Here is a 24705-nt window from a genome sequence, read left to right on the forward strand (position 1 = left end):
CTGCTCAGCGCGGCCACTCCCCCGTGGCGAGGAAGGTGTCGATCGCGGCCGTGTACGGTGCGCTGTCCAGGCCCTGATCGGCCAGCCATGTGTCCGAGTAGTACTTGTCGAGGTAGCGGTCGCCCGGGTCGCACAGCAGCGTGACCACGCTGCCCTTGCGCCCCTTGGCCAGCATCTCGGCGACGATCTTCAGGGCGCTCCACAGTCCGGTGCCGGTCGAGCCGCCCGCCTTGCGGCCGATGGCCCCTTCCAGCGCCCGTACGGCGGCGACGGCGGCCGCGTCGGGCACCTTCATCATCCGGTCGACGGCACCGGGCACGAAGCTCGGTTCCATGCGCGGCCGGCCGATGCCCTCGATGCGCGAGCCGCAGTCGCAGGTGACCTCCGGATCACCGGTCGCCCAGCCCTCGAAGAAGCACGAGTTGTCCGGGTCGGCGACACAGATGCGGGTGTCGTACTGCATGTAGTGGACGTAGCGCGCGATGGTCGCGGAGGTGCCGCCGGTGCCGGCGGTGGCGACGATCCACGCGGGCTCCGGGAAGCGCTCCAACTCCAGCTGGCGGAAGATGGATTCGGCGATGTTGTTGTTGCCGCGCCAGTCCGTGGCGCGCTCGGCGTAGGTGAACTGGTCCATGTAGTGGCCGCCGGTCTCCACCGCGAGCCGGGCGGAGGCCTCGTACATGGTGCGCGGGTCGTCCACGAAGTGGCACCGTCCGCCGTGGAACTCGATCAGGCGGCACTTCTCGGCGCTCGTCGTGCGGGGCATCACCGCGATGAAGGGCACGCCGATCAGCTTGGCGAAGTACGCCTCGGAGACGGCCGTCGAGCCGCTGGAGGCCTCGATCACCGGGCGGTCCGGCCGGATCCAGCCGTTGCACAGGCCGTAGAGGAACAAGGAGCGGGCCAGGCGGTGCTTGAGGCTGCCGGTCGGGTGGGTCGACTCGTCCTTCAGATACAGGTCGATGCCCCAGTCCTCCGGCAGCGGGAAGCGCAGCAGGTGGGTGTCGGCCGACCGGTTGGCGTCCGCCTGGACCTTGCGGACGGCCTCTTTGAGCCAGTCCCGGTAGCCGCTGTCGCTGCGGTCGAGGTCCAGCGTTTCACCGGTCCGGCGCTGCTCGATGGTGCTCACGGCGGGACTCCTCACTCTGGGCGCCGACGGCGTGTCGCGCGGCCGGACGCGACCGATGATAGACATCTTCGGCACGCTTCTCACCTGCATAAACACCACTTTGGGCGGGTCAAAGGCGGGCCTGGGGAACGGCTCGCCAGGGCGCGTCACCGGCGCACCGCGCGCATCGGCGGGGGCGCATTCGCGCGAATGCTCCGGGCGCCGGGCGCGAGGGGGCCGCGTGCACTGGTGCCGCGTGCCGAAGGGGGGCAGACTGCACCGCGCGGGACGAAGAGCCCGACGGGACGCTCACGGGGTCCCGGACGGACCACGCCGGCTCCGAACCGTGCGGAGCCAGGAGCCGGCGGCGCGCACGAGGGGGCGGCAGCGATGGCGGAACCGGAGTTCACGGCCACGGGCGTGCGGATCGCCCGACGGCTGCGCTCGCTCACCCGGGCCGGGCGGATCCGGATCAGCGACGGCAGGCTGGAGTTGCTCACCAGCTACGGCAGTGAGATCGACAGCGCGCCGGTTCGGGCGGTGCGTGCGTCCAGGCCCTGGCTGGGCCCCGCCGACAGGGCGCTCGCCGACCTCAACGGCAACCGCTACTCGCTCACCCTGGGCGCGGCGGACCCCGCTGCGGGCGAGCCCGGACCGCCGGCGGCACGCCGGTTCGTCGAGGCCGTCCGCAGGGCGGCGGGACGCGGCGGCTGACGCGGGGCACGAAGGTGTCTCGAAGTTGCGGTGCCGAACCCCTTGCGTCACGCTGGTCTCACATCACTCTGGGTTTACCGGCGATAACGCTGCGAACCAGCCCGCCGGCCACGACAGCAGGCGGCAGTGTCACGCAGGCGTCCTGCTGCATCCGAAACGTCGTGTTCTTCCGGACCTCAACGTCGGGGAGTCGCAGCCGTGATCAGTCACCCAAGCAGGCACTGCACGGTGGAGCTCCAAGCCCTGCCGTCGCGGATCGGCCAGGTCCGCAGAATCGTATCGGCGCACTTGCGCTACTGGCATCTTGACCCTCTGATCGACCGGGCGGCGCTCGGTGTGACGGAGTTGCTGACCAACGTCCACCAGCACGCCCGGCCGGACAAGCTGTGCACGGTCGAGCTCGAGCTGCTGCTCGACCGGCTCACGGTCTCCGTGCGCGACCACGATCCGCGTCTTCCCGTGGTGGAGGACCTGGGCGAGATCGCGCCGCTGGCCACCGAAGGCCGCGGGCTGGCGATGGTGGCCGCGATGAGCGAGAGCTGGGGCGCACGCCCGGACGGCGAGCAGGGCAAGGTGGTCTGGTTCACCCTGCCGACCTCCGGCGGCCCGGTCGGCGTGCCGGCGCGCGTTCCACGGCTGGCGACCCCGGACCAGCCGGTGCGCCGTTTCGCGGCGCCCGAGCCCGCGCTCGACGGTGCCGGGCCGCCCGCCCACGCTCCCGCCCGGTCCGCCGTTCCCGGCTGACCGGGCGGTGACCGACGCGCCCTACGGCGCCCGGTGGCGCCGCGTACCGTCCCGTACGCGGCGCCGCCGATCGCCGCGGGCGGTGTGTCGGTGTGTCGGCGGGCGACCGTGCCCGCCACACCCGAGTGCCCAACGACAGGGCACGCTCGTACCCGGCCGGCGCGCCACCCCGCACACCATCCACGGCCGCCGAACAAGCGCGCTCGCCATGCCGCCCACCGGCCCAGGGGCACGCCACCCGTGCCCAGGCGGGCCGTGTACGGGACAGCACGCATGCCGTGCCGATCGCCGCGGGCGGCGGGCGGCGGGCGGAAGTCGGCGGGCTCACATGCCCGCCGCACACAGGCGCCAAGCCCCACCGCACACTCGTACCCGGCCGACGAGCCACCCCGCACACCACCCACAGTCGCCGAACAAGCGCGCTCGCCATGCCGCCCACCGGCCCAGGGGCACGCCACCCGTGCCCAGACGGGCCGTGTACGGGACAGCACGCATGCCGTGCCGATCGCCGCGGGCGGCGGGCGGCGGGCGGCGGGCGGCGGGCGGAAGTCGGCGGGCTCACATGCCCGCCGCACACAGGCGCCAAGCCCCACCGCACACTCGTACCCGGCCGGCGCGCCACCCCGCACACCACCCACAGCCGCCCGACGGGCGTGCCCGTCGTGCCGCTCGCCCGCCCCGGTCACGTCCGCCGGGCCCGCGGGATTCGTTCGACGTGTGCCCGGGTGGCGTCTCTTCACCTGGCCGGCGGACCCGTCACCGCGGTGACGGGACTCTCGGCTCCCCCGTCGCCCACGCCACTCTCACGGACAGCCGGTCGGCCACGGCCGGGACAACTCACCGGCCGTGGCCGACCGGCCTGCGGTGCTGCGTCAGCGCCGGGGCGGCGGTCATTCCGTCGCGATGGCCCGCAGGACGTCCAGGCGGGCCGCGAGCCGGGCCGGGCGCAGACCGGCCAGCGCGCCGGCCGTGATGCCCACCAGGGCCACCACCGCGAGCCGCGCCGGCGGCAGGGAGAAGGCGAACGCCGTGTCGCTCGCGCCGTCGGACGCCTTCACCAGCACCCAGCCGAGGAAGGCGCCCAGGGCCAGCCCGCCGGCCGTGCCGAAGGCGGCGACCAGCACCGACTCCCAGCGGACCATGGCCCGCACCTGGGAACGGGTCTGGCCGACGGCCCGCAACAGGCCGAGTTCCCGGGTGCGTTCGTGGATCGCAAGTGTCAGCGTGTTGGCGATGCCGAGCAGCGCGATGAGGACCGCGAGGGCCAGCAGGGCGTAGACCAGGGTGAGCATCATGTCGATGCCGCCCGCCGAGGACTGCGCGTACTCGTCGCGGGTCTGCACCTGCGGGTTGCCGTACCGGGCGGCGACTTTCCCTATGGCCGCCTTGCCCGTGTCCGCGCTCACCCCCGGCTTGAGGGAGACGGCGACGAGTGTGTCGGAGTCCTGGGTGCGGTGCGGGGCCCAGGCCTCGCGGGTGATGACGTAGTCACCGGCGAGTTCGGACCGGCCGTAGACCGCACGGACCGTGAAGGTCTCCGTCCTGCCGTCGGTGAAGGTGAGCCGTGCCTTGTCGCCGGTCGTCAGGCCCTGCTTGGCGGCCTCGTTCCGGGTCAGGGCGAGCCCGTCGGCACCCAGGTCGCGCAGGGAGCCCTGAACCGTGCCGAGGTCGAAGGTGCGGGCGAGCGCGGCGGGGTCGGTGACGGTCAGGGCCCGTCCCTTGCCGTCCACCTCGGCGACGCCCCGGCCCAGGCCGACGGCCGTGTCCACCTCGGGCAGTCGCTGGATCGCCCCCGCGAGCCGGGGGCTCAGCCCGCTGCCGCCGGCGCCGAAGGACGGCGTGCTCACGGCGAGGTCGCCCGCGAAGGAGCGGGAGACGGTCTGGTCCATGGTGGCCTTGAGCGAGGCGCCGAAGACCGTGAACAGCGACACGACGGCGACGCCGATCATCAGCGCGCTCGCGGTCGCGGCGGTGCGCTTCGGGCTGCGCAGGGCGTTGCGCCGGGCGAGGGCACCGGTGACGCCGCGCAGCCGGTCGAGCGGCCCGCCGAGCAGCCGTACGACGGTGGCGGAGGCGACCGGGCCGAGGACGACGAAGGCGACGAGGGCGAGCACGGCGCCGAGTCCGGCCAGCCAGACGGACGGGGAGACCAGGACGCCCGTCAGGGCCGCCGCGATCGCCAGTGCGGCGAGACCGGTGCCGGCGACCGCGCGCGTGCGGGAGGCTCCGGAGGAGTCGACGGCCGTCTCGCGCAGCGCGGCCAGCGGCGCGGTGCGGCCCGCCCGCACGGCGGGCGCGAGCGCGGACGCCAGGCAGACGACCACGCCGACCAGCGGCGGCAGCACCATCGACAGCGGCTTGACGACCAGGTCGGCGTCCGGGAAGGGGAACCCGATCGCCGGGAACAGCGCCTGCAGCCCGGCGGCGATCCCGATGCCGCCCGCCAGTCCGGCGGCGGACGCGGTGAGCGCGACGGCGCTCGCCTCGGCGAGGGCGGAGGCGGTCACCTGGCGGCGGGATGCGCCGAGGGCGCGCAGCAGCGCGTTCTCGCGGGCGCGCTGGGTGACGACGATCGCGAAGGTGTTGTGGATGGAGAAGGTCGCCACCAGCAGGGCGACCCCGGAGAAGACCAGCAGGAACGTGGTGAAGATGGCCAGGAACTGGCTGGAGATCATGTCGGTGTTCTCCTGCGCGGACTCCTGACCGGTGATGGCCTCGACCCCCTTGGGCAGGACGGGAGTCAGCCGGTGGACGAGTTCCGCCTGGCTGACGCCGGACGCGGCCCGCACCTGGATGCTCGCCGCCTCGCCGGGCCGGGCGGTCAGGTACTTCTCCGCGTCCGCCTGGGTCATGCCGGTGAAGGTGACCTGCGCCATGCCGTCCTCGCCGCCGAAGGTGGCGAGGCCCACGATCGTCACCCGGACGGGGTCGGGGGTGCGCAGGGTGGTGGTGTCGCCGATCCGCAGACCGCCCTTCTTCGCGGTGCCGCGGTTGACGACGACCTCGCCGGACTTCGCGGGGGCGCGGCCCTCGGCGAGCTGATACGGGTTGAGCGTGGGGTCGGTGATCCAGTTGCCGGCGACGGTGGGCGGACCCTGGCCGCCGATGGGCTTGCCGTTCTTGCCCACGAGCTGGCCCGCGCCCTGGATGTCCGGGGCGGCGGCCGCGACGCCGGGGACCCGCTGGAGGGTCTTCACCAGGGAGGTGTGCACCGGCTGTCGTACGCCCTGGCTCTCGCCGGGCGTGGTGATGGTGTCGGCGCTGCGCACGACGGCGTCCGTGCCGCCGGTCGCCTTGCCGAACATCGAGTCGAAACCGGAGCGCAGCGTGTCCCCCATGACGAGCGTCCCGGCGAGGAAGGAGACGCCGAGGAACACGGCGAGGAAGGTGCCGGCGAAGCGCCGCTTGTGGGCCCGCAGCGAGGAGAGGCTGAGCCGGACGGAGGTGTTCATGTCCGCACCTCGAAGGCCTTCATGCGGTCCAGGACCTTGTCGGCGGTGGGGGACTCCATCCGGTCGACCAGGCGTCCGTCGGCGAGGAAGAGGACCTCGTCGGCGTGGGCGGCGGCGACCGGGTCGTGGGTGACCATGACTACCGTGCGGTCCATCTGCCGTACGGCGCGGCCGAGCAGGCCCAGCACCTCCTGGCCGGAGCGGGAGTCGAGGTTGCCGGTGGGCTCGTCGGCGAAGACCACGTCGGGGCGCCCGGCGAACGCCCGGGCCACGGCGACGCGTTGCTGCTGTCCGCCGGAGAGCTCGGCGGGCCGGTGGCGCAGGCGGTCGCGCAGCCCGACGACGTCGATGAGCGCGTCGATCCACTCCGCGTCGCCCCTGGCGCCCGCCAGGTCCAGCGGCAGCGTGATGTTCTCCGCCACGGTCAGCGTCGGCACCAGGTTGAACTGCTGGAAGACGAAGCCGATGCGGTCGCGGCGCAGCAGGGTGAGGCGGCGGTCGTCCAGGGCGCTCAGTTCGGTGTCCCCGATGTGGGCGGTGCCGGAGGTGAGCGTGTCGAGCCCGGCCGCGCAGTGCATCAGGGTGGACTTGCCGGAGCCGGAGGGCCCCATGATCGCGGTGAAGCGTCCGGCGGCGAAGCCGACGGTCACCCCGTCCAGGGCCCGTACGGCGGTGTCGCCCGCGCCGTAGACCTTGACGGCGTCGGTGACCTGGGCGGCCATGCGGGCGGCCGGCCCGGGGGTGGGGGATCCGGTGGTGGCGGCGGTCGTGGCGGTCACAGGGCACCGTCCTTGCCCGGACGGCCGAACTGCTCCTCCAGCACCGACATACGGCGCCAGTACTCGTCCTCGTCGATCTCGCCCGAGGCGAAGCGGCGGCCGAGGACGGCGAGCGGGGAGTCGCCGGCGGGGCGGCCGTCGACGCCGCGCCAGGGCCCGGCGGCCATGCCGCGCCACGGGCCGCCGCGACCGCGCCACGCCGTGCGACGCAGGAGGGTGACGGCGCCGACGACGACGGCCGCCCAGATCAACGGGAACAAGAGGATCCACGGCCCGGGGTGGCCGTTCCAGTCCGCCAGTGTCTGCATTCTCGGTTCATCTCCTCGGAAGGGTTGTCCGGTGATGTACCGAGCGTGGCTCCCGGGTGGGGTCCGGGTCGTCGTACGGCCAGCGGCACTGCGTGTACCTCGCGGGGAGTACGGCGCCGTGCCGGGGCTGCTTCCCGAGGACGGCGCCGTACCGTCGACTTCTGTACCTACTGGTATGTACAGTGGCTGTATGAGCACCCCGGAGCGACTGATCGAGTCCACCCGCGAGCTGCTGTGGGAGCGCGGCTACGTGGGCACCAGCCCCAAGGCGATCCTGGAGCGCGCGGGCGCCGGGCAGGGCAGCATGTACCACCACTTCAAGGGCAAGCCCGACCTGGCGCTGGCCGCGATCCGGCGCACCGCCGAGGAGCTGCGCGCCACCACGGAGGGAGTACTCGCCGGCCCGGGAACGCCGTACGAGCGCATCGAGGCGTATCTGCGGCGCGAACGCGATGTGCTGCGCGGCTGCCCGGTCGGCCGGCTGACCATGGACCCGGACGTCGTCGCCAGCGCCGAACTGCGCGCACCGGTCGACGAGACGCTCGACCGGATCCGTGAGCGGCTCGCCGGGATCGTCGAGGAGGGCAAGGAGCAGGGTCAGTTCGCGCCCTCGCTCGACGGCGAGGAGATCGCGGCGACGATCCTCGCGACCGTGCAGGGCGGCTACGTCCTGGCGCGCGCCTCCGGCTCCCCCGCCGCCTTCGACACCGGCGTGCGCGGACTGCTCTCCCTGCTCGCACCGCCCTCCACGACGACCGACCGGCCCGAGGCCTGACGGGGAAGGACAACCCTGACGATGCACGCGATGCAGTACGAACTGACCCTGCCCGCCGACTACGACATGGAGGTGATCCGGGGCCGTGTGGCCCGGATCGGGCACCTCCTCGACGACTGGGAGGGGCTCGGTCTCAAGGCATATCTGATGCGGGAGCGCGGGGTCGACGGCTCGCCGGTCAACCAGTACGGACCGTTCTACCTTTGGAACACCGTGGAGGGCATGAACTCCTTCCTGTGGGGAGGCGCCTTCCAGGGGCTGGCCGGTGACTTCGGGCGGCCCACGGTGCGGCAGTGGACCGGTCTGGTCCACGAGGAGGGCGCCGCCGCGGACACGCCCGCCGCCGTCGCCGTACGGCATCGCCGCCCCGTCCCCGAGGGCGTGGTGCTCGCGGACTTCATGGCGGACGAGGTGGACACGACCCGGCGGCTGGCCGCCCGGGACGGTGCGGTGCTCGCGGCAGCGGCGGTGGACACCGGCCGCTGGGAGCTGGTGCGCTTCTCGCTCTGGGCACACCGGGAGCCCGCGGCCGAGGCCTCCGCGGGCGACGGCCGGGGCGAGGGCGAGGTGTTCCAGGTCCTGCACGTGTCCCAGCCCGGGCGGAAGACGCTGCCGCGGGGGCGCCAGTGGTGAGCGCCGTCCGCACGGTTCTCGGCGACGTCTCCCCCGGGGAGCTGGGTGTGACGGACGCCCACGACCACCTGTTCTTCCACAGCCCCCGGCTGCCCGGCCGGGAACTGGCCGACGCGTCGGCGGCGCGGGCGGAACTGGACGCGTTCCGCGCGGCGGGCGGCCGGAGTGTGGTGCAGTGGACGCCGTACGGGCTGGGGCGCCGGGCCGCCGATCTGCCGCTGCTCTCCCGGGCGGCCGGGGTGCACCTGGTGTGTGCGACGGGGCTGCACCAGGCGGTCCACTACGACCAGGAGGCGCTCGCCGCACTGCGCGGCCGGCTCGCGGAGGTCTTCGTCTCCGAACTGACCAGGGGGATCGGCCCGTCGGGGGTCCGGGCCGGGCTCGTCAAGGTCGCCGGCGGTTTCCACGGCCTGGACGCGCACGCCCGCTGGACGATGAGAGCGGCGGCCGAGGCCCACCACGCCACGGGCGCGCCCGTCGCGGTCCACCTGGAGATGGGCACGGCCGCCCTGGATGTACTGGACCTGCTGTGCGGCGAGTCAGGGATGCCGCCGCACCGGGTGATCCTCGGGCACCTCAACCGCTTCCCCGACCCCGTGGCGCAGCGCGAGGCGGCACGGAGCGGCTGCTATCTCGCCTTCGACGGCCCGTCCCGCACCCACCACGCCACCGACTGGCGCATGCCCGGCGCGGTACGGGCTCTTGCCGAGGCCGGGTTCGGCCACCGGCTGCTGCTCGGTGGCGACACGGTGGTCGCGGGCGCGCGGTCGGTCGACGGCGGCCCCGGCATGCCGTACCTGCTGCGCCGGCTCCGTCCGCGGCTGGCCGCCGAACTCGGCACGGAGCTCGTCGACCGGGTCCTCACGGACAACCCGGCCGCGGCGTTCGCCACCGACTGGCGCTGAGCAGGGCCGACACCACGCCGGATCGGCCGTCCGTACCCGATCGTCCGGCCCGATCCCGCGCAACCCTGGCCCGGGCCGGTCTTCCCGGGGCCGCGCCCGGCCCGAGGATGGAAGGACACGGCCACCAACAGGAGGAAAGGCGAGTGCCATGGCCCTGGAGATGCGCGACCGGTGCGAACGCTGCGAGACCGCCGTGCTGCCGCCGGACGCACCGGCCCGGATCTGCTCCTACGAGTGCACCTTCTGCGTGCCCTGCGCCGAAGGAATGCGCCACATCTGCCCCAACTGCGGCGGCGAGCTGGTCCCCAGACCCCGCCGCACCACGGCCACCTGAAAGGCACCCTCGCCCATGCCCCTGATCCGTATCGACGTCCTCGGCGCCGGCACCGGCCGGCTCGACGCGCTCGGCCGTGCGGTGCACGACGCCCTGGTCGAGACGCTCGGTGTCCCGCGCGACGACCGGTTCCAGGTGCTCACCGCCCGCGACGGCACCCGCGGCACCCTGCGCTACGACGACTACCCCGGCGTGCACCGCGACGAGGGCATCGTCTACGTCGCGATCACCATGCGCTCCGCGCGCACCGACGCGCAGAAGCAGGCGCTGTACCGGCGCATCGCCGAACTCGCCGAGGCCTACGCCGGGACCGAGCCGCGCAACGTGTTCGTGACCGTCACCGAGAACGGGCCGGCCGACTGGTCGCTGGGCCACGGCGTGGCGCAGTACCTCACGGGGCGGTCCGCACCGGACTAAAGGGCCTGACCGCTTCCGGGGCGGCTCAGGCCAGTGCGGCCAGCGGGTCGTCCAGGACCGGTTGCCAGGCCAACTCGGCGGCGCCGACCAGGCTGTTGTGGTCCAGGGTGCAGGGCAGAATGGGGACGCCGCCGCTGCGGCCCCACAGGCTGCGGTCGGCGACGACCGCGCGCAGCCGGTCCGGGTCGGCCTCGAGCAGGGTGCGGTGCAGCCCGCCGAGGATGATCCGGTCCGGGTTGAGGATGTTCACCAGGCCCGCGAGGCCCAGGCCGAGGCGGTCGATCAGGGCCTCGGTGGCCGTGCGGACGGCCGGGTCGTCGTAGTGGTGCCGGATCAGGTCGTTGGCCTGCTGCAGCAGCGACACCTCCGGTCCCGGTTCGCGGCCCGCCGCGGTGAGGAAGGCCAGCGGGTCGGCCTCCACGTCGAGGCAGCCGCGGCTGCCGCAGTGGCAGGGGCGGCCCTCCGGGTTGACGGTGAGGTGGCCGACTTCGAGGGCCAGGCCCGAACTCCCGGTGTGCAGCCGCCCGTCCAGCACCAGCGCACCGCCCACACCCCGGTGGCCGGTGGCCACGCACAGCAGGTCGCGCGCGCCGCGCCCGGCGCCGTGCCGGTGCTCGGCGAGCGCGGCGAGGTTGACGTCGTTGGCCGCGAACGCCGGGCCGGTGATCCCGGCCGCGCGCACGCACTCGGCGAAGAGCTCCCTCACGGGCGCGCCCGGGGGCCAGGCCAGATGGAGCGGGTTCAACGCCAGGCCCTCCGGTTCGGCGACCGCGGAGGGCACGGCGAGCCCGGCGCCGACGCAGCGGCGCCCGGTGCCGCGCAGCAGCTCGGCGCCGGCCTCGACGACGGAGCGGAGCACCTTGGCCGGGTCGGCGTCCACGGTCTCGCAGCCCGGCGCGGTCGCCACGATCCGGCCGCCCAGACCCACCAGGGCCGCGCGGAAGCCGTCGGCGTGCACCTGGGCGGCCAGGGCGACGGGCCCGTCCTCGGCGACCGCGAGCCGGTGCGAGGGCCGTCCCTGCGAACCGGCCGCCGCGCCCGGCCGCGCGTCCACCCGGATCAGGCCGAGCGCCTCCAGCTCGGCGGCGACCGCGCCGGCCGTGGCCCGGGTCACCCCCAACTCGGCGGTGAGCACGGCCCGGGTCGGGGCGCGCCCGGTGTGCACGAGCTCCAGTGCGGGCCCGAGCGCACCGCGCCCCCGGTCCAGCCGCGTCCTGGAGGTGGTACCTTCCCCCGCCGTCCGGGGGTCCGCCTTGCCACTCATGAGGGGGAGTCTCCCATGATCCGCAGACCGGGCGTTCTACAGGCCGCTCACGCGGAGCGTGATGTTCAGCCGGCCGGTCAGTCCCAACTCGGGCGGGGCCGTGCCCGGATGGACCCGGGGCACGCCGTGGTACGCGAGCCGGGACGGGCCGCCGAAGACGAACAGGTCGCCGCTGCGCAGCTCGACGTCCGTGCAGGGCCTGGCGCGGGTCTCGGTGTTGCCGAAGCGGAACACGCATGTGTCGCCGAGGCTGAGCGAGACGACGGGCGCGCCGGACTTCTCGTCGCTGTCGCGGTGCATGCCCATGCGGGCGTCGGCGTCGTAGAAGTTGATCAGCGCGATGTCGTACGCCGCCCCGGTGGCCGCCGCCGGTCCGAGCGCGTCGGTCACCGCGCGCCGCCCCAGCTCGCCCAGCCAGTCCGGGAACGGCTTGACCGTGGCGCCGTCGCCGTCGACGACCGTGCGGGCGTAGGCGTACGGGTACCAGTGCAGGCCGAGGCAGACCTGCCGGGCGGTCATGGTGCCGCCGCCGGGCGTGCGGACCGTGCGCAGGCCGGCCGGCGGGCGGGCCCACTCCCGGCAGGCCGCGAGCAACTCGCGCTGGCGTGCCCCGTCCAGCCAGTCCGGTACGTGCATCGCGCCCGGCGCGATCTCCGTACGGTTCCGGGGGAACAGCTCGGCGTCCATGGGTCCCATCCTGCCGGAACGGGCCTGAGCTGGGCCTCGGCTAGCCTGGACGGACGATGAACGACGGTATGACGACCCCCTGGGGCGAGCGCGCGCTGGCCCGGTTCCCGGAGGACCCGCGTGACCGGCTGCGTGCCTGGGACGCCTCCGACGAGTTTCTGCTGCGGCACCTTGCCGCGGAGGCGACCGACCTGTCCGGAACGGTCGTGGTCGTCGGGGACCGCTGGGGCGCGCTGGTGACGGCGCTGGCCGAGCACGGTCCGGTGCAGATCACCGACTCCTTCCTCGGGCAGGAGGCGACCCGCCGCAACCTCACCCGCAACGGTGTCGAACCCGGTGCCGTACGGCTGCTCACCACGCAGGACCCGCCGCCCGCACGGATCGACGTGCTGCTGGTGCGCGTCCCCAAGAGCCTCGCCCTGCTGGAGGACCAGCTGCTGCGGCTGGCGCCCGCGCTGCACGAGGGCACGGTCGTCGTCGGCACCGGCATGGTCAAGGAGATCCACACCTCCACGCTCGCGCTGTTCGAGCGGATCCTGGGCCCGACGCGGACCTCGCTAGCCGAGCGCAAGGCCCGGCTGATCCTGTGCGCCCCGAATCCGTCCCTCGACCGGCCCGGCAACCCGTGGCCGTACAGCTACGACCTGCCCGACGGCGTCGGAGCCGTCTCCGGCCTCAGGGTCGTCAACCACGCGGGCGTCTTCTGCGCCGACCGGCTCGACATCGGCACCCGCTTCTTCCTCGAGCACCTGCCCGAGGGCCGCGGGGCCCGCCGGGTGGTGGACCTGGGCTGCGGCAACGGAGTCGTCGGTACGGCGATGGCGCTGGCGAACCCCGAGGCCGAGGTGCTGTTCACGGACGAGTCGTTCCAGGCGCTGGCCTCGGCGGAGGCGACGTACAAGGCGAACGGGGTGCCGGGGCATGCCGAGTTCCGGGTCGGGGACGGCCTGTCGGGGGTGCCGGCCGGCAGCGTGGACCTGGTGCTGAACAATCCGCCCTTCCACTCGCACCAGGCGACGACGGACGCGACGGCCTGGCGGATGTTCACCGGGGCGCGGCGCGCGCTGCGCCCCGGCGGCGAGCTGTGGGTGATCGGCAACCGGCACCTGGGCTACCACGTCAAGCTGCGCCGGGTGTTCGGCAACAGCCGGCTGGTGGCCAGTGACCCGAAGTTCGTGGTGCTGAAGGCCGTCAAGCGGTAGGCGGCGCAGACCGGCGGGCGGCAGGCGGCGCGGACCCCCCGGCGGTGGGCGCCGCGGCGGGTGTGCCGACCACGCCGATGAGCCGCTCCACCTCCCCTGCCATCGCCTCCCGGCCCACGCCGAGGTATTTGCGCGAGTCGACCGCCTCGGGGTGGGCGGTGAGGAAGTCGCGGATCGCGCCGGTCATGGCGAGGTTCAGGGCCGTGCCGACGTTGATCTTGGCGAGGCCGCCGGCGACGGCCGCGGTCAGTTCGCCGTCGGGCACGCCGGAGGAGCCGTGCAGGACGAGGGGGACGTCAAGCGTGCCGGCCAGGCGCTTGACGAGGTCGTGGTCGAGGGCCGCGGTGCGCTCGGTCATGGCGTGGGAGTTGCCGACGGCCACGGCCAGGGCGTCCACGCCCGAGTCGGTGACGAACGCGTGCGCCTCGCCGGGGTCGGTGCGGGCACCGGGGGCGTGGGCGTCCAGCGGCGGCCGGCCGGCCTTGCCGCCGACCTCCCCCAGCTCCGCCTCGATCCACAGTCCCTGGGTGTGTGCCCAGGCGGCGGCGGCCCGGGTCGCGGCGAGGTTCTCCGTGTACGGCAGCCGGGAGGCGTCGTACATCACGGAGCTGAAGCCGGCACCGGGTGCCTGGCGCAGCAGGTCGTCGCTCTGCACGTGGTCGAGGTGCAGGGCGACGGGCACGGTGGCGCGTTCGGCGGCGGCGACGGCCGCGCGGGCGAGCGGCAGCAGCCGCCCGCCGCGGAACTTCACCGCGTTCTCGCTGACCTGGAGGACGACCGGCGCACCGGCCGCCTCCGCGCCGGCGACGACGGCCTCGATGTGTTCCAGCGTGATGATGTTGAAGGCGACGACGGCGGAGCGCGCGGCGGCGGCGCCGCCGACCAGCTCGCCGGTGGCTGCAAGCGGCACGGCCGGTCCTTTCCGAGTGGGGGTCGGGGCGTCAGGGGGTGAGGATCACCGAGCGGGTGAGGTGGCGCGGCTGGTCGGGGTCGAGGCCGCGGGCTGCGGCGACGGCGACGGCGAGCCGCTGGGCGCGGACGAGTTCGGCGAGCGGGTCGAGTCCGCCGTCCACCCACAGCCCGCCGGTGGCGCGCACCTGGTCGGCGAGGCCCTCCGGCGCCCGGCCGAGCATCCAGGTCGCCGTGCCCTGCGTGGTGATGCTGATGGGGCCGTGCCGGTATTCCATCGCCGGGTAGGCCTCGGTCCACGAGAGTGAGGCCTCGCGCATCTTCAGGCCGGCCTCGTTGGCGAGGCCCACGGTCCAGCCCCGCCCAAGGAAGGTGAACTGCGCGCAGTCGACGAGCCCTTCGGGCAGCGGCTGGGACAGCGCGGTGCGGGCGTCGGCGACGACGGCGTCCGAGTGCAGCCCGAGGTGGGCGCGGAGGAGGGTGAGCGCGGTGGTCGCGAACCGGGTCTGCACCACGGAGCGTTCGTCCGCGTAGTCGAGGACGACGACGTCGTCGGCGGCCGACATGACCGGGGTACCGGGGTCCGCGGTGACGGCCGTCGTGCGGGTACGGCCCTTCAGCCGGCCCAGCAGGTCGAGCACTTCGGTGGTGGTGCCGGAGCGGGTGAGGGCCAGGACCCGGTCGTAGGAGCGGCCGTGGGGGAACTCGGAGGCGGCGAAGGCGTCGGTCTCGCCCTGCCCGGCGCCCTCGCGCAGCGCGGCGGCGGCCTGCGCCATGAAGTACGACGTGCCGCAGCCGACGATCGCCACCCGCTCCCGGGGCGCCGGCAGCGCCCCGCCGTGTCCGGCGGCGTCGGCCGCGACACGGGTCCAGCATTCCGGCTGGCTGGTCAGCTCGTCCTCGACATGGCTCATGGCCACACCCTCCCGAGGTAATGATTGATTGTTCTTGCAAGATAGCCACGCTTTTCAAACAGAATCAAGCATTTGCCTCCGAGTCGGGTGCGCTAGGGTCACGGAGGGTCGAGGAACGGAGGCCGCGGATGTCGCGCGATGCCCGGTGGAAGTCGCTGCTGGAGCTGCTCGTCGAGCGCGGCCGGCTGGAGGTCGAGGAGGCGGCGGCCGAGCTGCGGGTGTCCGCCGCGACGATCCGGCGGGACTTCGACCAGCTCGCCGAGCAGCAGATGCTGGTCCGCACCCGGGGCGGCGCGGTGGTGCACGGCGTCTCCTACGAGCTGCCCCTGCGCTACAAGACCGCCCGCCGCGCCTCCGAGAAGCAGCGGATCGCCAAGGCCGTGGCGGACCTGGTGGCGCCCGGTGAGGCGGTGGGCCTGACCGGCGGCACGACGACCACCGAGGTGGCCCGCGCGCTGGCGGTGCGCGGGGACCTGTCGTCCGGCTCTCCGGCCCTGACGGTGGTGACCAACGCGCTCAACATCGCCAACGAGCTCGCCGTACGGCCCCAGTTCAAGATCGTGGTGACCGGTGGGGTCGCGCGCCCGCAGTCGTACGAGCTCATCGGCCCGCTGGCGGACGGGGTGCTCGGCCAGATCACGATCGACGTGGCGGTCCTCGGCGTGGTCGCCTTCGACGTCACCCACGGTGCGGCGGCCAACGACGAGGCGGAGGCCGCCATCAACCGGCTGCTGTGCGAGCGTGCCGCACGCGTGGTCGTCGCCGCGGACTCCAGCAAGCTGGGCGGGCGCGCCTTCGCGCGCATCTGCCCGGCCGAGTCGGTGGACACCCTGGTCACGGACTCGGCGGCGGGGAAGGAGATGGTGCGCCGGTTCGAGGAGGCGGGCATCCGGGTCCTCACCGTCTGAGGACGCCCCCGCCGGTGAGGGCACGGCGTCAGGTGCGCAGGAAGCCCACACCGCGGCCGTCGTTGCAGCCGGAGGGCACCGCACGGTCCTCTGCGGGACCGCCCTGGTGGGCCTTGAGCGCCACGCTCGTCAGCGACAGGACGAGATCGACGTCCGCCGAGGCGTCGAGGCGGATGGTCACCCAGGACGAGCCCGGTACGACGCGGATGGCGGCGAAGCGCTTCAGGTCGCCCGCGAGACGGCGTACGGCCCGGTCGGTGAGGTGGAGATCGACGTCCCGGCCGGAGTGGAAGTGAGCGATCTCGCCGTACGCCGAGCTGAGCGCCTGCCCGGTGCCGCAGCTCGGGGCCGCTTCCATCAGGTCGGGCCAGGTGGCCAGTTGGGCGAGGGCACGCGCCGCGAGCGTCATGGTCCCATCATGGCGCGCTCACCGCACGGCAACCGATGCGTGAGCGAGCCTTAACCGATCCGTGTCCAAAAGCGGCCGCGCGTCGCCCGCTCCACTCCGAACCTTTCCGGCTCCCTTCGCCTCCCGGTTCTCCGGTGACCCGCATTTCCGCCGGCACCGGGGGCCTCTGATCGCGTCTGGGGGCACACTTGGAGTAAGGGCCGTAGGAGGGCACGAGGGGGTGTCGAAGGTGACACGTCGTGCGGGAGTCTGGCTGTGGCGGTGGCGGCGCAGTCCGCTCAGGCGGACCAGTGATGTCGTGGAGGCGTGGATCCTTCTCGTCGCCTGGACCCTCGCCCTGGCCGGCGGACTGCTGGCGGGGCTGCTGACGGCGAGCGCCATGCAGCACAGCGCGCAACGGGTGCGCGAGCAGAGCCGGCCCGTGCCGGCCGTCCTCGTCCACGAGGCGGCGCAGGGCTCCGCCCGGCCGACGAGCAGCGCCCTGGCGTGGGGGACGGTGCGCTGGAGCGAACCGGACGGCTCGACGCACACGGACCGGGCCAGGGTCCCGGCCTCCGCGACGCCCGGCTCCCATGTCACGGTGTGGACGAACGGGCACGGCACGCTGACGTCGCCGCCCGCCTCCCCGGCCGACACCGCCTTCCAGTCCGGGCTGAGCGGTCTGTGGGCGGGCGCGGCCACGGCGGGCCTCGTCATCGGCGGCGCCAAGCTGATCCAGAGCCGGCTCGACCGCCGCCGCTTCGACCAGTGGGCCGAGGAGTGGGCCCGGGTGGACACCTGGTGGGGCCGCAAGACGGGCTGACGGCCGCCGCAGCCCCGCTCTTCACAGCACCGCCCACGCCCGGCGGCCGCCTGCACCCCGCGCGCCGAGCCACTCCAGCACCGCCCACGCCCGGCGGCACCCGCACCCGCACGCAAAGCCCCTCGACACCGTCCACGCCCGGCGACCGCCTGCACCCCCAGCGCCGAACCACTCCAGCACCGCCCACGCCCGGCGGCACCCGCACCCGCACGCAGAGCCCCTCGACACCGTCCACGCCCGGCGACCGCCTGCACCCCGCGCGCCGAGCCACTCCAGCAGCCTCCGCGCCGGGCAGCCGCCGTGCCCCGCGCCCGCTCCACCGTCAGGCCCGCCACAGCCGAACCCACCCCACCCCTTGTCCGCGCCCCGCCACCTCCCTAGCCTGACTTTGTGCCGCTTCTAAACAAAGTCCGTCCGCACAACGCCGTGCCGGACCACGCCCTCAGACGACTCCGCGCCGCCCTGACCGCCTTCTTCGCCCTGGACGGCTTCGTCTTCGCCGGCTGGGTGGTCCGCATCCCGGCCGTCAAGCACCAGACCCACGCCTCCACCGGGGCGCTCGGTCTCGCCCTTCTCGGTGTGTCCGCCGGGGCCGTCGTCACCATGACCCTCACCGGCCGCCTGTGCCGCCGGTACGGCAGCCATCCGGTCACCGTCGTCTGCGCCGTCCTTCTCTCCCTCAGCGTCGCCCTGCCCCCGCTGACCCACTCCGCCTGGGCGCTGGGCGCGGTCCTGCTGGTCTTCGGTGCCGCGTACGGCGGCATCAACGTCGCCTTCAACAGCGCGGCCGTCGAGCTGGTGGCCGTGTTGCGGCGGCCGATCATGCCGAGCTTCCACGCGGCCTTCAGCCTCGGCGGCATGGTGGGAGCCGGAGTCGGCGGATTCGTGGCCGGACACCTCTCCCCCACCCGCCATCTGCTGTGCCTGACGGTGATCGGTCTGCTCGTCACCGCCGTCGCCGGGCGCACGCTCCTGCGGCAGCCGTCCCCGCGACCGGCCGAGCGGGCGCAGGACCGGACGGAGCCGCCGCATCCGCGGCGCCTGGACGGCCGTACCCGCGGTGTCGTTCTCGTCCTCGGCCTCATCGCGCTGTGCACGGCGTACGGCGAAGGGGCCATGGCCGACTGGGGCGCGCTCCACTTCCAGCAGGACCTGGGCGCCTCGCCGGGCGTCGCGGCGGCCGGCTACTCCTGTTTCGCCCTGGCGATGACGGTCGGGCGACTGACCGGGACCACCCTCCTCCAGCGGCTGGGCCGCACCCGCACGATCGTGGCCGGGGGGTCCACCGCCGCGGCCGGCATGCTGCTCGGCTGTCTCGCGCCGTCGGTGTGGGCGGCGCTGCTCGGCTTCGCCGTCACCGGGGTCGGGCTCGCCAACCTGTTCCCGGTCGCCGTGGAACGCGCCGGCGCCCTGGCCGGCCCGAGCGGTGTCGCGGTCGCCTCCACCCTCGGCTACGGCGGCATGCTCGTCGGCCCCCCGGCGATCGGATTCATGGCCGACTGGATCTCCCTGCCGGCCGCGCTCACCAGCGTCGCCGCCCTGGCCGCGGTCGCCGCGGCGGTCGGATTCACCACCAGGCGGTCGACCGGCGGGTGACGGACTGCGGAGCCCGCTCGCCCGCACAGGCCGCTCCGGTGCCGTACGGCGTGTCTCACCCGGCAGTCTCCGCGCTCACCGGCGCCGTCCGTCCGGCAGAATTCCCCCATGAAGACTGCCGAGTTCCTTCAGGCGCTGGATCGGGAGGGCCGTCTGCTGGCCGCCGCGGCCGAGGAGGCGGGGACCGACACCGTCGTGCCGACGTGCCCGGGCTGGCGGGTACGGGACCTGCTGGGGCACACGGGCGCGGTGCACGAGTGGGCCGCCGCCTTCGTCGCCGACGGGCACACCTCACCGCGCCCCATGGGGGATCCGCCCGAGCTCGACGGCGCCGAGCTGGTGGCCTGGTACCGGGACAGCCACCGGCGGCTCGTGGACACGCTGGCCGGGGCGCCGGCCGGCGTGGAGTGCTGGACGTTCCACCCCGCGCCCCAGGATCCGCCGTCGCCGCTGGCCTTCTGGACCCGGCGGCAGGCGCACGAGACGGCCGTCCACCGCTTCGACGCGGAGCAGGCATGCGGCGCCGCGCCGACCACGATCGACGGCGAGTTCGCCGCCGACGGCATCGACGAGCTGCTGCGCGGCTTCCACGCCCGTTCCAGGAGCCGGGTCCGCACTCCCGAGCCGCGCGTGCTGCGGGTGCGCGCCACGGGCACGGCCGACAGCGCGGACGCGGTATGGACCGTACGGCTCTCGGACGGGCCGCCGGTCACGGTCCGGGACGCCTCCGCGGTCGCCGACGCCGAACTCTCCGGTCCGGCCGACCTGCTGTACCTGGCGCTGTGGAACCGGGTCCCGGTGCCGCACGTGACGGGCGACGGTTCGCTCGTCGCGCTGTGGCGGGAGACCTCGGCGATCGGCTGAGTCCGGGCCGGGCGACGGTCGGAGTCCGAGCCCGGTCCGGGTCCGAGTTCGGTCCGGGTTCGGTCCGGGTCCGCGCCTTGTCCGGCAGGCGGGTGTGCCGCTCGCGGCGGGCGTGCGCCGCCTCAGCCCAGCCAGCCGGGCCTGACGAGCCCCGACTCGTAGGCCAGGACGACCAGTTGGGCGCGGTCACGGGCGCCGAGCTTCACCATGGTGCGGCTGACGTGGGTCTTCGCGGTGAGCGGGCTGACCACCAGGCGGCGGGCGATCTCCTCGTTGGAAAGGCCGATGCCGACCAGGGTCATGACCTCGCGTTCGCGCTCGGTGAGCCGGGCGAGGGCGTCGGCGGTGGCGGGCTCCTTGGAGCGGGCGGCGAACTCGGCGATCAGCCTTCGGGTGACTCCGGGGGACAGCAGGGCGTCGCCGCCTACCACCGCCCGTACCGCGCGCAGGAGTTCGTCGGGTTCGGTGTCCTTGACCAGGAAGCCGGAGGCGCCCGAGCGGATCGCCTCGAAGACGTACTCGTCGAGTTCGAAGGTGGTGAGCATGACCACCTTGACGTCCTTCAGGCCGGGGTCCTCGGTGATGCGGCGGGTCGCGGCCAGGCCGTCCAGCGCCGGCATGCGGATGTCCATCAGCACCACGTCGGGGCGCAGTTCGCGCACCATGCGCAGGGCGTCCTCGCCGTCGGCTGCCTCCCCGGCGACCTCGATGTCCGGCTGCGCGTCGAGCAGTGCCCGGAAGCCGGCCCGCACCAGTGACTGGTCGTCGGCGAGAGTGACGCGGATCACCGGTTCTCCTCCTTGATCGTCAGCGGCAGCACGGCGAGCACCCGCCAGCCGCCGTCGGGGCGCGGGCCCGCGTCGATGGTGCCACCGAGCGCGGCGGCCCGCTCGCGCATCCCGGCCAGGCCGTTGCCGCTGCCGCCCGCGTCCGCGCCGGTCGGCGGGCCGTCGTCGTCGATGCGCAGCCTCAGCGTGTCGCCGTCGTGATCGAGGCGCACGCGCGCGTTCCGGGAGCCCGAGTGCCGTACGACGTTGGTGAGGGCCTCCTGCACGATGCGGAAGGCGGCGAGGTCGGTGCCGGGCGGCAGCCGGGGCGGGGAGCCCTCCACCTCGACGGTGAGGCCGGCGCTCGCCGCCTGGTCCACGAGTTCGGGCAGCCGGTCCAGGCCGGGCGCCGGGGCGCGCGGGGCGGCGCCGGGGGCGCGCAGGGTGTCGAGCACCTGGCGGACCTCCCCCAGCGCCTCCTTGCTGGCGGCCTTGATGGTGGTCAGCGCGGTGCGCGCCTGCTCCGGGTCGGTGTCCAGGAGCGCGAGGCCGACGCCGGCCTGCACATTGATGACGGAGATGCTGTGGGCGAGGACGTCGTGGAGTTCGCGGGCGATCCGCAGCCGTTCGGCGTCGGCGCGCCGCCGGGCCGCCTGGGCGCGCTCGGCCCGTTCCTTGGCCCACTGCTCGCGGCGGACCCGGCCCAGTTCGGAGACGGCGACGACGGCCACCACCCAGGTGGCGATGACGAGTTGCTGCCCCCAGGAGGAGGCGGTGTCGCCGGGCGGCGGGAGCCACCGGTAGAGCCAGAGCGCGATGAGCGCGTGCCCGGCCCACAGCAGGCCCACGGACGCCCAGGCGGCCCTGCGGTGCCCGGCGACGACGGCGCTGAAGCAGCTCACGGCGACGGCCAGGAACACCGGGCCGTACGGATATCCGGCGGCGAAGTAGGCCAGCGTGGCCACCGCCGTGCCGTACGCGACGAACACCGGGTGCCGCTTGCGCCACAGCAGCAGCCCGCAGGCCACGCACAGCAGCGCGTACGCGTAGGGGTCCAGCGCCTCCCGGTTGCCGTGCTGGTTGCGGGCCGAGAAGTGGGAGCCGATGAGCACGAAGGCGGTGAACAGCGCGGTGGAGACGACGGGCCAGTGGGCGCCCGGCGTCTCCCCCTCGTCGGCGCGGGACCACCACGGGGGCCCGTGCCGCCACCAGTGCGGTGGACCGCCCGGGCGCAGGCGCTGCTCTTCCATGACGGCCACGCTAGACGCCCCGCGCCACCCGTGCGTCACCCCGGTGAGGTGATCACTCGTACTCCCCGGGAAGTACGGCCGCCGACGTGCCGCGGCGGCCGGGCAGGGGAGGTCAGGACCTCAGGCCCACCCCGTGGGCGAGCCGGACGGCCGCGTGCCGGAAGAACGGCGCGCGGTCCTCCACCACCCGGTGGAACTGGCCGAACAGCTCGAAGCCGACCAGCCCGAACAGCTGCGCCCAGGCGGCGACGAGGGCGGCGACCACCTCGCAGGGCAGATCGGGCGCGAGGTCGGCTCTCATCCGGTCGGCCTCCTCGCGCAGGTCGGCGGGGACCGGGGGCGCGGTCAGCTCCGTCCGTTCGTGGGCCTCGCGGGTGATGCCGACGAAGAGGAGGCCGACACGGGCCGCCGACGGGACGGTCGTCTCGGGCGCGGTGTAGCCGGGCACGGGCGAGCCGTAGATGAGGGCGTACTCGTGCGGGTGGGCGAGGGCCCAGCCGCGCACCGCCTCGCACACGGCGGTCCAGCGCGCCAAGGGATCCGCGTCGGCGATCGTGCGGTGCGCGGCCTCCGCGGCCTCGCCCAGCGAGTCGTAGGCGTCGATGATCAGCGCGGTGAGCAGGTCGTCACGGCTGGGGAAGTACCGGTACAGCGCGGAGGAGACCATGCCCAGTTCGCGGGCGACGGCACGCAGCGAGAGCTTCGCCGCGCCCTCCGCGGCGAGCTGTCTGCGTGCCGCGTCCTTGATCGCGGCGGTGATCTCCGTCCTGGCCCGGGCTCGGGCGCCTCGTGCGGTGCTCATGGAGGACAGTGTTCCACGTTTCCAGAGCACTGCACACAAAAGAGAGCACCGCTCTTGCTCTGGAGCACCGATCTGCGCCACACTGAGGAAAAGCGAGAGCACCGCTCACACTTTCCGCTTCCGGGAGGAAGTCATGTCCGCACACGTCCGCAAGCCCGGCTGGTTCACCGTCAACGTCCTCAACCGCGCGGTGGCCTGGACGGCCCGCCGCGGCATCAGCGTCTGGGGCTCCCGGACCCTGGCGGTGCGCGGCCGCAAGAGCGGCGAGTGGCGGACCACCCCGGTGAACCCGCTGACCGTCGGCGGACAGCAGTACCTGCTCGCGCCGCGCGGCCACGTCCAGTGGACGCACAACATGCGCGCGGCGGGCGGCGGCGAACTGCGCCTGGGCAAGCGGGTCGAGGTGTTCACCGCGACGGAGGTCGCCGACGACGACAAGGCGCCGCTGCTGCGCGCCTACCTCAAGCGCTGGAAGGCCGAGGTCGGGATCTTCTTCGACGGCGTCGGCCCCGACTCCCCCGAGGCCGAACTGCGCCGCATCGCCCCGAACCACCCGGTCTTCCGCCTGACGGTCACGAGCTGAACCCCACGGTCACGAACTGAACCGCCACGGTCACGAACTGAACCGCCACGGTCACGAACCGGCCGCCAGGGTCGCGAACCGGCCGCCAGGGTCATGGGCTGATCGCCGCGCTCACGAACTGACCGTGTCCCGCGCGGTCCGCTCGTCCTCGTCGGCGGGCGTGACCGGCGCCGAGGGCCGCCGGTCCATGACGGTCAGGGCGCGCTGGGCGACGGGGTGGGTACGGACCAGCTCACCCAGCGAGGTCGAGCCCTGGGTGATCTCCTTGAACGCCCTCCAGGCGGGGCGGAAGCCGGTCAGGGCCGCGTGGAAGAGACCGGGACGGCGTTCGAAGACCGCGAGCATCCGCCGGCCGACGGCCATCTCGACGCCGAGCCCGGCCTTGATCGCGAACGCGTAGTTCAGGGCCTGGCGCCGGGCGTCCACCGCGTCGTGCGACTCGGCGATCCGCACCGCCCACTCGCCCGCGAGCCGCCCGGACCGCAGCGCGAACGAGATGCCCTCGCGCGTCCATGGCTCCAGCATCCCGGCCGCGTCCCCGCACACCAGCACCCGCCCGCGCGACAGCGGTGAGTCCTCGGCGCGGCAGCGGGTCAGGTGCCCGGAGGAGATGCTCGGCTCGAAACCGGCGAGGCCCAGGCGGGCGATGAAGTCCTCCAGGTACCGCTTGGTGGCGGCGCCTTCGCCGCGGGCCGAGATCACCCCGACCGTCAGCGTGTCCCCCTTGGGGAAGACCCAGCCGTAACTGCCCGGGATCGGGCCCCAGTCGATCAGGACCCGTCCACGCCAGTCCTCGGCCACGGTGTCGGGCACCGGGATCTCCGCCTCCAGGCCGAGGTCCACCTGGTCCAGCTTCACTCCGACATGGGCGCCTATGCGGCTGGCGCTGCCGTCGGCGCCGACCACGGCCCGCGCGAGGACCGTCTCGCCGCCCTGGAGGACCACGGCGACCGTGCGCCGGTCCGGCACCGCCGAGCCGTGCTGCTCGACCCGCACCACGGTCGCGCCGGTGCGCAGTTCGGCACCCGCCTTCTGCGCGTGCTCGACCAGCCGCTGGTCGAACTCGGGCCGGTTGATCAGCCCGAACAGCATCTGCTTGGAGCGGCGGGTGCGGGTGAAGCGGCCGTTGCTGGAGAACGTCACCGCGTGCACCCGGTCCTTCAGCGGGAGCTCGAAGCCCGGCGGCAGGGAGTCGCGCGACGGGCCGATGATCCCGCCGCCGCACGTCTTGTAGCGCGGCAGCTCCGCCTTCTCCAGCAGCAGCACGCGCCGTCCCGCGACCGCCGCCGCGTAGGCGGCCGAGGCCCCCGCGGGTCCCGCGCCCACCACGACGACGTCCCACACCCGCCGCACGTCGTCCGCCGAAGAGTTCTCGCTGCTCACGATGGTCCACCGCTCCAGATCAAGCCGGCTGCCGCTGCTGTCCCCCGCATCCTACGGCGGCCGTCGCCGGGGTCCGCTGTGGGAGGATCGGCTGCGTATGCGCACCGCCCACCGGGACGCGCCTACCCTGACACGATCATCTTCGAACACAGAAGTGCTCGGACGCACCGCCCCGGTGCGCACCGGCACCCCGTCG

At 74.1% G+C, this 24705-nt stretch carries 26 protein-coding genes; 13 read left to right on the forward strand and 13 right to left on the reverse strand.

What is annotated here, in order from left to right; genetic code table 11:
• Window positions 1-4: 4 nt before the first annotated feature.
• On the reverse strand, window positions 5-1129 hold the full coding sequence (locus tag R2S09_RS24970; RefSeq protein WP_306190645.1) for a PLP-dependent cysteine synthase family protein: 1125 nt from the start codon (window positions 1127-1129) through the stop codon (window positions 5-7).
• Window positions 1130-1498: 369 nt separating this feature from the next.
• On the opposite strand from R2S09_RS24970, the gene R2S09_RS24975 reads away from it, so the two are divergent.
• Together R2S09_RS24975 and R2S09_RS24980 are read left to right on the forward strand one after the other, a co-directional pair.
• Window positions 1499-1822 carry a hypothetical protein gene (locus R2S09_RS24975; protein ID WP_306190646.1) on the forward strand — a complete coding sequence of 108 codons (324 nt, stop codon included), beginning with the start codon at window positions 1499-1501 and terminating at the stop codon, window positions 1820-1822.
• 198 nt (window positions 1823-2020) lie between these two features.
• Window positions 2021-2566, forward strand: coding sequence for an ATP-binding protein (locus tag R2S09_RS24980; RefSeq protein ID WP_306190647.1), 546 nt, complete (start codon window positions 2021-2023; stop codon window positions 2564-2566).
• Between the two features lie 890 nt (window positions 2567-3456).
• Here R2S09_RS24980 and R2S09_RS24985 read toward each other — a convergent pair.
• Genes R2S09_RS24985 through R2S09_RS24995 form a run of 3 tightly spaced genes read right to left on the reverse strand, consistent with a single transcriptional unit; the run spans window position 3457 to window position 7105 of the window.
• Window positions 3457-6018 carry an ABC transporter permease gene (locus R2S09_RS24985; RefSeq protein WP_306190648.1) on the reverse strand — a complete coding sequence of 854 codons (2562 nt, stop codon included), beginning with the start codon at window positions 6016-6018 and terminating at the stop codon, window positions 3457-3459.
• Window positions 6015-6740: an ABC transporter ATP-binding protein gene (locus R2S09_RS24990; RefSeq protein WP_306190717.1), complete on the reverse strand. Its 726-nt coding sequence runs from the start codon at window positions 6738-6740 to the stop codon at window positions 6015-6017. The genes R2S09_RS24985 and R2S09_RS24990 overlap by 4 nt, the downstream gene beginning before the upstream one ends.
• A 53-nt stretch (window positions 6741-6793) precedes the next feature.
• Complete coding sequence (locus R2S09_RS24995; RefSeq protein WP_306190649.1) at window positions 6794-7105, reverse strand: SHOCT domain-containing protein; 312 nt, start codon at window positions 7103-7105, stop codon at window positions 6794-6796.
• Between the two features lie 175 nt (window positions 7106-7280).
• Between R2S09_RS24995 and R2S09_RS25000 the strand changes: the two genes are divergently transcribed.
• The 5 genes from R2S09_RS25000 to R2S09_RS25020 all read left to right on the forward strand — a co-directional run bounded on the left by R2S09_RS25000 (window position 7281) and on the right by R2S09_RS25020 (window position 10169).
• Window positions 7281-7880, forward strand: a complete 600-nt coding sequence (locus tag R2S09_RS25000; protein WP_316743343.1) for a TetR/AcrR family transcriptional regulator — start codon at window positions 7281-7283, stop codon at window positions 7878-7880.
• A gap of 21 nt (window positions 7881-7901) precedes the next feature.
• Window positions 7902-8513: a DUF4865 family protein gene (locus tag R2S09_RS25005; RefSeq protein ID WP_306190651.1), complete on the forward strand. Its 612-nt coding sequence runs from the start codon at window positions 7902-7904 to the stop codon at window positions 8511-8513.
• Window positions 8510-9418, forward strand: a complete 909-nt coding sequence (locus tag R2S09_RS25010) for a phosphotriesterase (RefSeq protein WP_306190652.1) — start codon at window positions 8510-8512, stop codon at window positions 9416-9418. Before R2S09_RS25005 ends, R2S09_RS25010 begins: the two co-directional genes overlap by 4 nt.
• Before the next feature lie 148 nt (window positions 9419-9566).
• Complete coding sequence (locus R2S09_RS25015; RefSeq protein ID WP_306190653.1) at window positions 9567-9752, forward strand: DUF1272 domain-containing protein; 186 nt, start codon at window positions 9567-9569, stop codon at window positions 9750-9752.
• Window positions 9753-9767: 15 nt separating this feature from the next.
• Window positions 9768-10169: a tautomerase family protein gene (locus R2S09_RS25020; protein ID WP_306190654.1), complete on the forward strand. Its 402-nt coding sequence runs from the start codon at window positions 9768-9770 to the stop codon at window positions 10167-10169.
• A gap of 25 nt (window positions 10170-10194) precedes the next feature.
• On the opposite strand, the gene R2S09_RS25025 is transcribed toward R2S09_RS25020, so the two are convergent.
• Window positions 10195-11433, reverse strand: coding sequence for an ROK family protein (locus R2S09_RS25025; RefSeq protein WP_306190655.1), 1239 nt, complete (start codon window positions 11431-11433; stop codon window positions 10195-10197).
• Between the two features lie 36 nt (window positions 11434-11469).
• Entirely contained in the window at window positions 11470-12120 is a 651-nt protein-coding gene (locus tag R2S09_RS25030; protein WP_316743346.1) for an alpha-ketoglutarate-dependent dioxygenase AlkB, read from the reverse strand.
• Window positions 12121-12188: 68 nt separating this feature from the next.
• On the opposite strand from R2S09_RS25030, the gene R2S09_RS25035 reads away from it, so the two are divergent.
• Entirely contained in the window at window positions 12189-13322 is a 1134-nt protein-coding gene (locus tag R2S09_RS25035; protein ID WP_316743423.1) for a methyltransferase, read from the forward strand.
• On the opposite strand, the gene R2S09_RS25040 is transcribed toward R2S09_RS25035, so the two are convergent.
• Both R2S09_RS25040 and R2S09_RS25045 read right to left on the reverse strand, forming a co-directional pair.
• The gene (locus tag R2S09_RS25040) at window positions 13312-14232 is read right to left on the reverse strand and encodes a ketose-bisphosphate aldolase (protein WP_316743347.1); all 921 of its coding nucleotides are present in this window, start codon (window positions 14230-14232) and stop codon (window positions 13312-13314) included. The genes R2S09_RS25035 and R2S09_RS25040 overlap by 11 nt on opposite strands.
• A 31-nt stretch (window positions 14233-14263) precedes the next feature.
• Window positions 14264-15145 (reverse strand): SIS domain-containing protein, encoded by an 882-nt coding sequence (locus tag R2S09_RS25045; RefSeq protein WP_316743348.1) that lies wholly within the window; start codon window positions 15143-15145, stop codon window positions 14264-14266.
• 128 nt (window positions 15146-15273) lie between these two features.
• Between R2S09_RS25045 and R2S09_RS25050 the strand changes: the two genes are divergently transcribed.
• The gene (locus R2S09_RS25050; protein ID WP_306190659.1) at window positions 15274-16053 is read left to right on the forward strand and encodes a DeoR/GlpR family DNA-binding transcription regulator; all 780 of its coding nucleotides are present in this window, start codon (window positions 15274-15276) and stop codon (window positions 16051-16053) included.
• 28 nt (window positions 16054-16081) lie between these two features.
• Here R2S09_RS25050 and R2S09_RS25055 read toward each other — a convergent pair whose 3' ends face one another.
• Entirely contained in the window at window positions 16082-16462 is a 381-nt protein-coding gene (locus R2S09_RS25055) for a luciferase family protein (RefSeq protein WP_316743351.1), read from the reverse strand.
• A 220-nt stretch (window positions 16463-16682) separates the two neighbouring features.
• Here R2S09_RS25055 and R2S09_RS25060 point away from each other — a divergent pair, with 220 nt between their 5' ends.
• The 3 genes from R2S09_RS25060 to R2S09_RS25070 all read left to right on the forward strand — a co-directional run bounded on the left by R2S09_RS25060 (window position 16683) and on the right by R2S09_RS25070 (window position 19724).
• Window positions 16683-17264, forward strand: coding sequence for a hypothetical protein (locus tag R2S09_RS25060; protein ID WP_316743352.1), 582 nt, complete (start codon window positions 16683-16685; stop codon window positions 17262-17264).
• A gap of 390 nt (window positions 17265-17654) precedes the next feature.
• Window positions 17655-18860: an MFS transporter gene (locus R2S09_RS25065; RefSeq protein WP_316743353.1), complete on the forward strand. Its 1206-nt coding sequence runs from the start codon at window positions 17655-17657 to the stop codon at window positions 18858-18860.
• A gap of 108 nt (window positions 18861-18968) precedes the next feature.
• Entirely contained in the window at window positions 18969-19724 is a 756-nt protein-coding gene (locus R2S09_RS25070) for a maleylpyruvate isomerase family mycothiol-dependent enzyme (protein ID WP_306190663.1), read from the forward strand.
• Window positions 19725-19846: 122 nt separating this feature from the next.
• On the opposite strand, the gene R2S09_RS25075 is transcribed toward R2S09_RS25070, so the two are convergent.
• The 3 genes from R2S09_RS25075 to R2S09_RS25085 all read right to left on the reverse strand — a co-directional run bounded on the left by R2S09_RS25075 (window position 19847) and on the right by R2S09_RS25085 (window position 22543).
• On the reverse strand, window positions 19847-20512 hold the full coding sequence (locus R2S09_RS25075) for a response regulator transcription factor (protein ID WP_306190664.1): 666 nt from the start codon (window positions 20510-20512) through the stop codon (window positions 19847-19849).
• On the reverse strand, window positions 20509-21741 hold the full coding sequence (locus R2S09_RS25080; RefSeq protein ID WP_306190665.1) for a sensor histidine kinase: 1233 nt from the start codon (window positions 21739-21741) through the stop codon (window positions 20509-20511). Before R2S09_RS25080 ends, R2S09_RS25075 begins: the two co-directional genes overlap by 4 nt.
• A gap of 112 nt (window positions 21742-21853) precedes the next feature.
• The gene (locus R2S09_RS25085; RefSeq protein ID WP_316743355.1) at window positions 21854-22543 is read right to left on the reverse strand and encodes a TetR/AcrR family transcriptional regulator; all 690 of its coding nucleotides are present in this window, start codon (window positions 22541-22543) and stop codon (window positions 21854-21856) included.
• Window positions 22544-22676: 133 nt separating this feature from the next.
• On the opposite strand from R2S09_RS25085, the gene R2S09_RS25090 reads away from it, so the two are divergent.
• Window positions 22677-23126 (forward strand): nitroreductase family deazaflavin-dependent oxidoreductase, encoded by a 450-nt coding sequence (locus R2S09_RS25090; protein ID WP_316743356.1) that lies wholly within the window; start codon window positions 22677-22679, stop codon window positions 23124-23126.
• A 111-nt stretch (window positions 23127-23237) separates the two neighbouring features.
• Here the strand turns inward: R2S09_RS25090 and R2S09_RS25095 are convergent, their stop codons facing one another.
• Complete coding sequence (locus R2S09_RS25095; RefSeq protein ID WP_306190668.1) at window positions 23238-24509, reverse strand: geranylgeranyl reductase family protein; 1272 nt, start codon at window positions 24507-24509, stop codon at window positions 23238-23240.
• Between the last annotated feature and the right edge of the window lie 196 nt (window positions 24510-24705).

The organism is Streptomyces sp. MK7, from assembly GCF_032658145.1.
Taxonomy (GTDB): Bacteria; Actinomycetota; Actinomycetes; order Streptomycetales; family Streptomycetaceae; genus Streptomyces; species Streptomyces spiralis.

Bases quoted from the DNA above. Each gene is read 5' to 3' on its own strand.
- R2S09_RS25025 (WP_306190655.1), bottom strand. From the start codon at position 11,433: ATGAGTGGCAAGGCGGACCCCCGGACGGCGGGGGAAGGTACCACCTCC.
- R2S09_RS25090 (WP_316743356.1), top strand. From the start codon at position 22,677: ATGTCCGCACACGTCCGCAAGCCCGGCTGGTTCACCGTCAACGTCCTC.
- R2S09_RS25015 (WP_306190653.1), top strand. From the start codon at position 9,567: ATGGCCCTGGAGATGCGCGACCGGTGCGAACGCTGCGAGACCGCCGTG.
- R2S09_RS25050 (WP_306190659.1), top strand. From the start codon at position 15,274: ATGTCGCGCGATGCCCGGTGGAAGTCGCTGCTGGAGCTGCTCGTCGAG.
- R2S09_RS24985 (WP_306190648.1), bottom strand. From the start codon at position 6,018: ATGAACACCTCCGTCCGGCTCAGCCTCTCCTCGCTGCGGGCCCACAAG.
- R2S09_RS25080 (WP_306190665.1), bottom strand. From the start codon at position 21,741: ATGGAAGAGCAGCGCCTGCGCCCGGGCGGTCCACCGCACTGGTGGCGG.
- R2S09_RS25005 (WP_306190651.1), top strand. From the start codon at position 7,902: ATGCACGCGATGCAGTACGAACTGACCCTGCCCGCCGACTACGACATG.
- R2S09_RS25035 (WP_316743423.1), top strand. From the start codon at position 12,189: ATGACGACCCCCTGGGGCGAGCGCGCGCTGGCCCGGTTCCCGGAGGAC.
- R2S09_RS24995 (WP_306190649.1), bottom strand. From the start codon at position 7,105: ATGCAGACACTGGCGGACTGGAACGGCCACCCCGGGCCGTGGATCCTC.
- R2S09_RS25045 (WP_316743348.1), bottom strand. From the start codon at position 15,145: ATGAGCCATGTCGAGGACGAGCTGACCAGCCAGCCGGAATGCTGGACC.
- R2S09_RS24990 (WP_306190717.1), bottom strand. From the start codon at position 6,740: ATGGCCGCCCAGGTCACCGACGCCGTCAAGGTCTACGGCGCGGGCGAC.
- R2S09_RS25030 (WP_316743346.1), bottom strand. From the start codon at position 12,120: ATGGACGCCGAGCTGTTCCCCCGGAACCGTACGGAGATCGCGCCGGGC.
- R2S09_RS25020 (WP_306190654.1), top strand. From the start codon at position 9,768: ATGCCCCTGATCCGTATCGACGTCCTCGGCGCCGGCACCGGCCGGCTC.
- R2S09_RS25085 (WP_316743355.1), bottom strand. From the start codon at position 22,543: ATGAGCACCGCACGAGGCGCCCGAGCCCGGGCCAGGACGGAGATCACC.
- R2S09_RS24975 (WP_306190646.1), top strand. From the start codon at position 1,499: ATGGCGGAACCGGAGTTCACGGCCACGGGCGTGCGGATCGCCCGACGG.
- R2S09_RS25000 (WP_316743343.1), top strand. From the start codon at position 7,281: ATGTACAGTGGCTGTATGAGCACCCCGGAGCGACTGATCGAGTCCACC.
- R2S09_RS25070 (WP_306190663.1), top strand. From the start codon at position 18,969: ATGAAGACTGCCGAGTTCCTTCAGGCGCTGGATCGGGAGGGCCGTCTG.
- R2S09_RS25055 (WP_316743351.1), bottom strand. From the start codon at position 16,462: ATGACGCTCGCGGCGCGTGCCCTCGCCCAACTGGCCACCTGGCCCGAC.